Genomic DNA, 435 nt, shown 5'->3' with positions numbered 1-435 from the left:
GATCTTCAGCCGCCCGTCGGCCGTGAGCCGAAGGTTCCCGGGCTTCAAGTCGCGATGCACGATGCCTTCGGCGTGCGCCGCGGTCAGGCCGTCGACAAGTTGCATCGCCAGACGCACGACCTCTTTGTCCGGCAAGGCGTGCGTGGCGGTTACGGTGTGGCCCGCAACCAGCTCCATCACCAGAAAGTCGATGTTGTCCTGCGTATCGAAATCGAAGATCGTGGCGATGTTCGGATGATTGAGCTTCGAAAGGGCGAGGGCTTCTCGACGGAAGCGCTTGCGGGTGGCCTCGTCGGCGAGCGTCGCCTCCGGCAGCACCTTGACGGCCACATCGCGGTCGAGACGCTCGTCGTGCGCCCGATACACGACGCCCATGCCACCGGCTCCGAGCTGCGAGATGAGCCGATAGTGGCCGAGCACCTGGCCGATCATGAC

1 protein-coding gene is annotated in these 435 nt (G+C 64.6%); it reads right to left on the bottom strand.

The window, feature by feature from the left end:
- Nucleotides 1-432, bottom strand: a 432-nt coding sequence (locus VSR68_RS42580; RefSeq protein WP_342945388.1) for a serine/threonine-protein kinase, incomplete at its 3' end; no start/stop codon positions are given.
- Nucleotides 433-435 lie beyond the last annotated feature (3 nt).

The organism is Paraburkholderia phymatum (assembly GCF_038900715.1).
GTDB lineage: Bacteria > Pseudomonadota > Gammaproteobacteria > Burkholderiales > Burkholderiaceae > Paraburkholderia > Paraburkholderia phymatum_A.
The sequence above is the reverse complement of the archived record's forward strand: the minus strand, read 5'-3'. Positions and strand labels throughout refer to the sequence as shown.